Here is a 6307-nt window from a genome sequence, read left to right on the forward strand (position 1 = left end):
GCGCATTTTTTAAACAAGGAAAATTAATGGCGGAAATAAAATTTCAAGACTATACTTTAAAAGCTTTTGATTTAAAAGCTAAGGATTTAATGCAGCAATATTTAAATGATTTTGATGTAAATGTAAGTGATTATTCATTTTGTGCTAATTATATTTGGCTATCAAAATCTAGTGGTTTTTATGCGATTATTAATAATACATTTTGCTTATTTGTTATGAATGGTGGAGAGCTTTCTATGTTATTACCGCCACTTGGCAAGCCAAAAGATTGTTATGAGAGTATTCCTGAATGTTTTAAGATTATGAATGAAAATAATTCATCTAATTATTATTCAAGAATTGAGTATGTATGTGATAGTTTTTTAGAAGGTTTTATTACTTACACAAATGAAGGAGAAGTTATTTTTAGCTCTCTTGATAATTATGTAATAGAAAAAAAATTAGCAGATTACATTTATGTAAGTGATGATTTAATAGAGCTAAAAGGCAATTCTTATCATACAAAAAGAACAGAAATTAATAAATTTAAAAGAGTTTATCCTAATTATTTAGTAGAAGTTTTAGATTGCAAAAAACACAGCGAAGATATAAGAATATTATTTGATAAATGGGTAAGCGATAGAATAAAATATGTGCCAAAAGCCGAAGTTGATGCGTTTTTAGATGGTATTTATCAAGAAAGATTAGCAATTAAAAGATGTTTACAAGATTATGAAGCACTTGGTTTAGTTGGTCTAGTAATTTATATTAACGATGAATTAAAAGGCTTTACAATCGGAGAAAAGATTTGCAGTGATACTGCAAGTGTCTTGATTGAAAAAACAGATTTTGAAGTACTAGGCTGCGCTCAATTTATTTTCAGAGAATTTTCAAAATATTTAAAAGATAAATTTGATTGTAAATACATAAATGTAGGTGATGATATGGGATTTGAAAATCTAAAAAAAGTAAAAATGTCTTATCGCCCAGAAAAAATCATTCCAAAATACACAATTTATCAAAAACTATGATTATAAAAGCTAATAAAAATCATTTAGATTCATTGCTTTATTTAGAAGAGATGTGTTTTAAAAATGATTGTTTTAAATTAAGTAGGGCGAATTTTTTATATCACATAAAAAAAGAAAATATTTTAATCTATTTAAAAGATGAAAAAGTTGTAGCATATATTCTAAGCATAACTTACAAAAATAGCATTAGAATATATTCTTTAGCAGTAGATAAAAATTATCAAAATATGAGTTTAGCAACTAAGCTTTGTGAAAATATTATAAATAATTCAAATAAAAAGATTTATTTAGAAGTTAGAAAAAGTAATGAAAAAGCCATTAGATTATACGAAAAATTAGGCTTTAAATATCAAAAAATACTTAAAAATTATTATTTTGATGAAGACGGAATAAAAATGTTAAGAGAATTTGAAATAGGAAATTAAATCCTATTTCAAATTCCTTTTGTATAAAAAGATTTATTTTATCCTATTTTTTACAACATTTATTTAAAAAAATTCCGTAATATTTCATAAAGGATTAAAATGATTAAAATTATGAAAACTAAGGCTATTTTAGACTTTAGCCGTGATGATTTTTTGCAGATTAATAAGACTTTAGTATTTGATGAAAAAATTATAAAAATATGTGATTTTGATGAAGCTATTAAAGAATACAAAAACGCTCATATTATAGACAAGAGCGAGTTTATAATAAGTCCAGTTTTGTGTAATTTGCATTCACATTTAGAGTTTTGTTTATCAAGACTTTATTATGGAGATTTTGCAAAATGGCTTGAAAGCATAATTGCAAATAGACAAAATTACGATAAAGATAAATTAAATCAAGAAATAAAAAATCAAATTAATATTATGCTAAAAAGCGGAGTAGGGTATTTAGGAGAGATTTCTAGTTTTGGTGCAAATCTTGAAAGCCTATCAGAAAGCCCAATAAAGAGCATAATTTTTCATGAGATTTTAGGTGCAAATGATGAAGCAATATCTAAAAATATTGATTTTTTTGAAGAAAGATTTTCAAGATTTTCAAGCTTAAACAATCATATTTCATTGCATAGTCCTTATTCAATTTGCGATAAAACTTATGATTATGCTATTAATTTTGCTAAAAAAAATGATTTATTAATAAGCACTCATTATTTAGAAAGTCCTTATGAGTTAGAGCATTTAAAAGGATATAAAAATAATCTTAGTTCATATCTAGCAAGATTTAATCCAAGCTTAATTACAAAGGATTTTTTAAGCGGATTTGATGATTTAAAGGCGATTTTTACACATTGTAATTATGTTGATGATTTTAGTATTTTTAAATCTCATCATATAATAACGTCTTGCCCTAGGTCTAATAGGTTTTTAGGCTCTCGTGCATTAAGGTTTAAAAATCTTTTAGAAAATAAATTAAACTTTAGTTTAGGAACAGATGGGCTTAGCTCAAACAATACTTTAAATATGTTTGATGAGCTTAGAGCCTTTTTATATATACAAAGTGATTTTGAATTAAATGAATTAGCTTTTCTACTTTATAAGGCTGTTTGTTTTGATAATTCTCATTTGTTTTTAGATGGTTTAAAGCCATTTAGCAAAGGTGCAAGTGCTGATTTTATCATTTTAGATGATTTTGGATATTTAAATGATAATTTACTAGCTCAAATTATATTAAGAACACAAGAAATTAAAAATATGTATTTAGATGGAAAGGAAATTATATGAATGTAGTTTTAGCAATGAGTGGTGGGGTTGATAGCTCTTATACGGCTCTTATGCTTAAAGAAAAAGGTTTTAATGTAAGCGGTGTTTATATGAAATTACACGGCCGCCCTAATTATCACGAAAAAAACATAGAAAACGGACAAAGGGTTGCTGATTTTTTAGGAATATCTTATGAAGTGCTTGATTTTACTAAAGAATTTAACGATGCTGTATTTAATCCTTTTATTAAAACTTATGAAGCAGGACTTACTCCAAACCCATGTGCTTTATGTAATAAAAATATAAAATTAGGAGCTTTACTAGATTATGCAAAGAGCAAAAATGCAAAACTAGCAACAGGACATTACGCTCAAATTGAAAATGGTATGCTTAAAAAAGCCATTGATTTAAGTAAAGACCAAACATATTTTCTAGCAAATGTAACTAAGCAAAGTTTAGAAGATGTGCTTTTTCCTTTAGGAGATAAGTTTAAAAAAGACATAAAAGAACAAGCCCTAAAAATCCCTATGCTAAAGTCTATTAGCGAACAAAAGGAAAGCTCAGAAATATGCTTTGTAACTACAAATTACACCGATGTTTTAAAAGAGCATGTAGAAGTTAATCAAAAAGGCTTTGTAAAAAATACAAAAGGCGAAATCGTAGGAGAGCATGATGGCTATATGCACTATACCATCGGCAAAAGGCGTGGATTTAGCGTAAAGGGTGCATTAACTCCACATTATGTTCTAAAAATAGATGCAAAAGCAAATGAAATAATAGTAGGCTCTAAAGAAGAATTATTTGTAAAAGAATTTGAATTAGGAAATATAAACGCATTTTGCGATTTTGATGAGCTAGAATGTAAAGTAAAAATTAGATATAACACAAAAGAAGTTCCTTGTAAATTAATCAAAAAAGAAAAAAAGGTATTATTAGAAGAAAGCGTTTATGCCTTAGCAAAAGGACAATTAGCAGTATTTTATCAAGGTGATTTGGTAGTAGCAAGTGGCTTTATAGTATAAAGGATGAAAATGAAGAAGGAATTGGTATTTAATAGGGAATTATCTTGGCTTAAGTTTAATTCAAGGGTGCTTGATCAATGTAATAAAAAAATCCCACTTCTTGAAAAATTAAGATTTATTAGCATATATTGCACCAACTTAGATGAGTTTTATATGATTAGGGTTGCTGGGCTTAAGCAACTTTTTGCAGCTGGTGTTGTTCCACAAAATGAACTCCCACCGCTTGAGCAATTAAATGCTATTAGAGATTATTTGCATGATGAAAAAGATACTTTAGAAAAAAACTATTTTCAAATAATGAGCGAGTTAGCAACAGCAGGGGTTGAGCTTAAAAGCTACAATGATTTAACTAGAAATCAAAAAGGAAGAGCAAAAGAGTATTTCTTTAGCACAATAATGCCTGTTATCGTTCCTATTGCAGTAGATTCAACTCACCCATTTCCACCGCTTAATAATTTATCTTTTTCATTAGCTGTAAAGCTAAAAAGCGAAGATGAAAAGCATGATAAGTTTGCAATGGTTAGAATTCCTAGAGTATTGCCTAGATTTTTTGAAGCTGATAGGGGGCTTTTCGTTCCTATTGAAAGCGTTGTAAAAGAGCATTTAGAAGATATTTTTCCAGGTTTTACAATGGTAGAAAGCGCTGCTTTTAGAGTTACTAGAAATGCTGATATTATTATTGAAGAAGAAGAAGCAGATGATTTCATGATGTTGCTTGAGCAAGGCTTAAAGCTTAGAAGAAAAGGTGCTTATGTAAGAATTCAAATAGAAAATGGTGCAAGTGAAGAGATAAAAAACTTTTTAAGTATGCATCTTAAAGTATTTAATAAAGACATTTACGAATACAAAACCCCGCTAGCACTATCATCAATGCTACAAATCGTAAATAATAAACAATTAAGCCATTTATGTCACGCATCTTATGTGCCAAAGATTTTGCCTCCATTTGATGAGAATTTAAGTATATTTGAAGTGATTGATAAGCAAGATATTTTATGTTATCAACCATATGAGAGCTTTGATCCAGTTGCAAGTTTTATCAAAGAAGCTAGCAAAGATCCTAAAGTAATTTCTATTAGAATGACGCTTTATCGCTTAGAAAAAAATAGCCAAATTATAAAAGCTTTAATGGACGCTGCAAACGATGGTAAGCAAGTTACTGTTATGGTTGAATTAAAGGCTCGTTTTGATGAAGAAAACAACCTTTATTGGGCAAAAGAGCTAGAAAATGCAGGAGCTCATGTAGTATATGGAATAGCAGGTTTTAAAGTTCATGCAAAAATTACTCAAGTAATACGCCAACTAGATGATGGAACTCTTAAGTTTTATGCACATTTAGGAACGGGCAATTATAACGGCGTATCAGCTAAGGTTTATACAGATGTAAGCTTTTTTACTTCTAATTTTGATATTGCAAATACCGATATAACAGCGTTTTTTAACATACTTACGGGATATTGTAAAAATAAGCGTTTAAAGACTTTATCAATGAGTCCATTTCAAATAAAAGAGCAGATTTTAAAAATGATTAAAACTGAAAGTCTAGCAGGTAAAAAAGGCGAAATCATAATGAAGATGAACTCACTTGTTGATGAAGATATCATAAAAGCACTTTATGAAGCATCAAATAAGGGTGTTAGTATAGATTTAATCGTTCGTGGGATTTGTTGTCTTAAGCCAAATCTTAAAGGCTTTAGTGAAAACATAAGAGTAAGAAGTATAGTTGGAAAATATCTTGAGCATGCTAGGATTTTTTATTTTAAACACGCAACTCCGCAGTATTATATAAGCAGTGCTGATATGATGCCAAGAAATTTAGAGCGAAGATTAGAGCTTATGACACCTATATTAAATGAGAGTTTGCATGCGAAATTAGCTGAGATTTTAAGACTTCAATTAAGTGATAATCAATTAGCTTATACTTTAGATGAAAACGGCGTTTATACAAAGGTGCAAAAAGATGAAAAAGCCCTTGATTCTCAAGAGACTTTTGAAAACTATGTAAGTGGTATTTACAAAAGCTTTAAAAAAGGTCGTGATAAGGCAAAAGCAAACCAAATGGCTCAAAAATTCTTTAGAGAAAATTAGAATTTGAATTTGGAATTTGAGTTTAGAAAAATCCAAATTCCTATTTCAAATTCTTTTTCAATACCTTTCTTAATATCTAAAATATTTTTCATTTATATTATTGATTTAATAAATATCAAAAATATTTAAAATCTAAATTCTGATTTTAAATTCTTTGTAATTTAATACAAAATGTTACAAATCACTAAAAATTTTTAATAAAAATATAAAAATTAATTTATTAATAAAAAATATTTTAATAAATTTATTATAAATATTTTTATTTTTATTGTTTATAAATATTTTATAAAAAGTTAAAATATTTAAATATTATTTAAAATTAATCCTTTAGTATTTTTATGAATTATCATTATTGCCATTTTTTTTTTTTTTTTTTTTTTTTTTTTTTTTTTTTTAAATTTTGGCTTATAAATTTTTTTTTTTTTTTTTTTTTTTTTTTAATTTTTTTTTATTTAATTTTTTTTTAAAATATTTTTTTTTTTTTTTTTTATTTATTTTTTAA

The 6307-nt window shown here is 27.0% G+C and carries 5 protein-coding genes; all 5 read left to right on the plus strand.

The annotated features are described in order from the left end of the window. Window positions 1-26 precede the first annotated feature (26 nt). The 5 genes from AVANS14531_RS04865 to AVANS14531_RS04885 all read left to right on the plus strand — a co-directional run bounded on the left by AVANS14531_RS04865 (window position 27) and on the right by AVANS14531_RS04885 (window position 5805). Window positions 27-1010, plus strand: coding sequence for a DUF2156 domain-containing protein (locus AVANS14531_RS04865; RefSeq protein WP_336611522.1), 984 nt, complete (start codon window positions 27-29; stop codon window positions 1008-1010). Beyond that, a complete protein-coding gene (locus tag AVANS14531_RS04870) occupies window positions 1007-1435 on the plus strand; it encodes a GNAT family N-acetyltransferase (protein WP_239817055.1) in 429 nt (142 codons plus the stop codon). Before AVANS14531_RS04865 ends, AVANS14531_RS04870 begins: the two co-directional genes overlap by 4 nt. A 99-nt stretch (window positions 1436-1534) precedes the next feature. Further along, window positions 1535-2716 (plus strand): aminofutalosine deaminase family hydrolase, encoded by a 1182-nt coding sequence (gene mqnF / locus AVANS14531_RS04875; protein WP_336611523.1) that lies wholly within the window; start codon window positions 1535-1537, stop codon window positions 2714-2716. Further along, entirely contained in the window at window positions 2713-3717 is a 1005-nt protein-coding gene (mnmA, locus tag AVANS14531_RS04880; RefSeq protein ID WP_336611524.1) for a tRNA 2-thiouridine(34) synthase MnmA, read from the plus strand. The genes mqnF and mnmA overlap by 4 nt, the downstream gene beginning before the upstream one ends. A 3-nt stretch (window positions 3718-3720) precedes the next feature. Further along, window positions 3721-5805 (plus strand): RNA degradosome polyphosphate kinase, encoded by a 2085-nt coding sequence (locus AVANS14531_RS04885; RefSeq protein WP_336611525.1) that lies wholly within the window; start codon window positions 3721-3723, stop codon window positions 5803-5805. The last annotated feature ends 502 nt before the right edge of the window (window positions 5806-6307 follow it).

Source organism: Campylobacter sp. Cr9 (assembly GCF_020138295.1).
In the GTDB taxonomy this organism is placed as follows: Bacteria; Campylobacterota; Campylobacteria; order Campylobacterales; family Campylobacteraceae; genus Campylobacter_E.

Bases quoted from the DNA above. Each gene is read 5' to 3' on its own strand.
- AVANS14531_RS04865 (WP_336611522.1), top strand. From the start codon at position 27: ATGGCGGAAATAAAATTTCAAGACTATACTTTAAAAGCTTTTGATTTA.
- AVANS14531_RS04870 (WP_239817055.1), top strand. From the start codon at position 1,007: ATGATTATAAAAGCTAATAAAAATCATTTAGATTCATTGCTTTATTTA.
- mqnF (WP_336611523.1), top strand. From the start codon at position 1,535: ATGATTAAAATTATGAAAACTAAGGCTATTTTAGACTTTAGCCGTGAT.
- mnmA (WP_336611524.1), top strand. From the start codon at position 2,713: ATGAATGTAGTTTTAGCAATGAGTGGTGGGGTTGATAGCTCTTATACG.
- AVANS14531_RS04885 (WP_336611525.1), top strand. From the start codon at position 3,721: ATGAAAATGAAGAAGGAATTGGTATTTAATAGGGAATTATCTTGGCTT.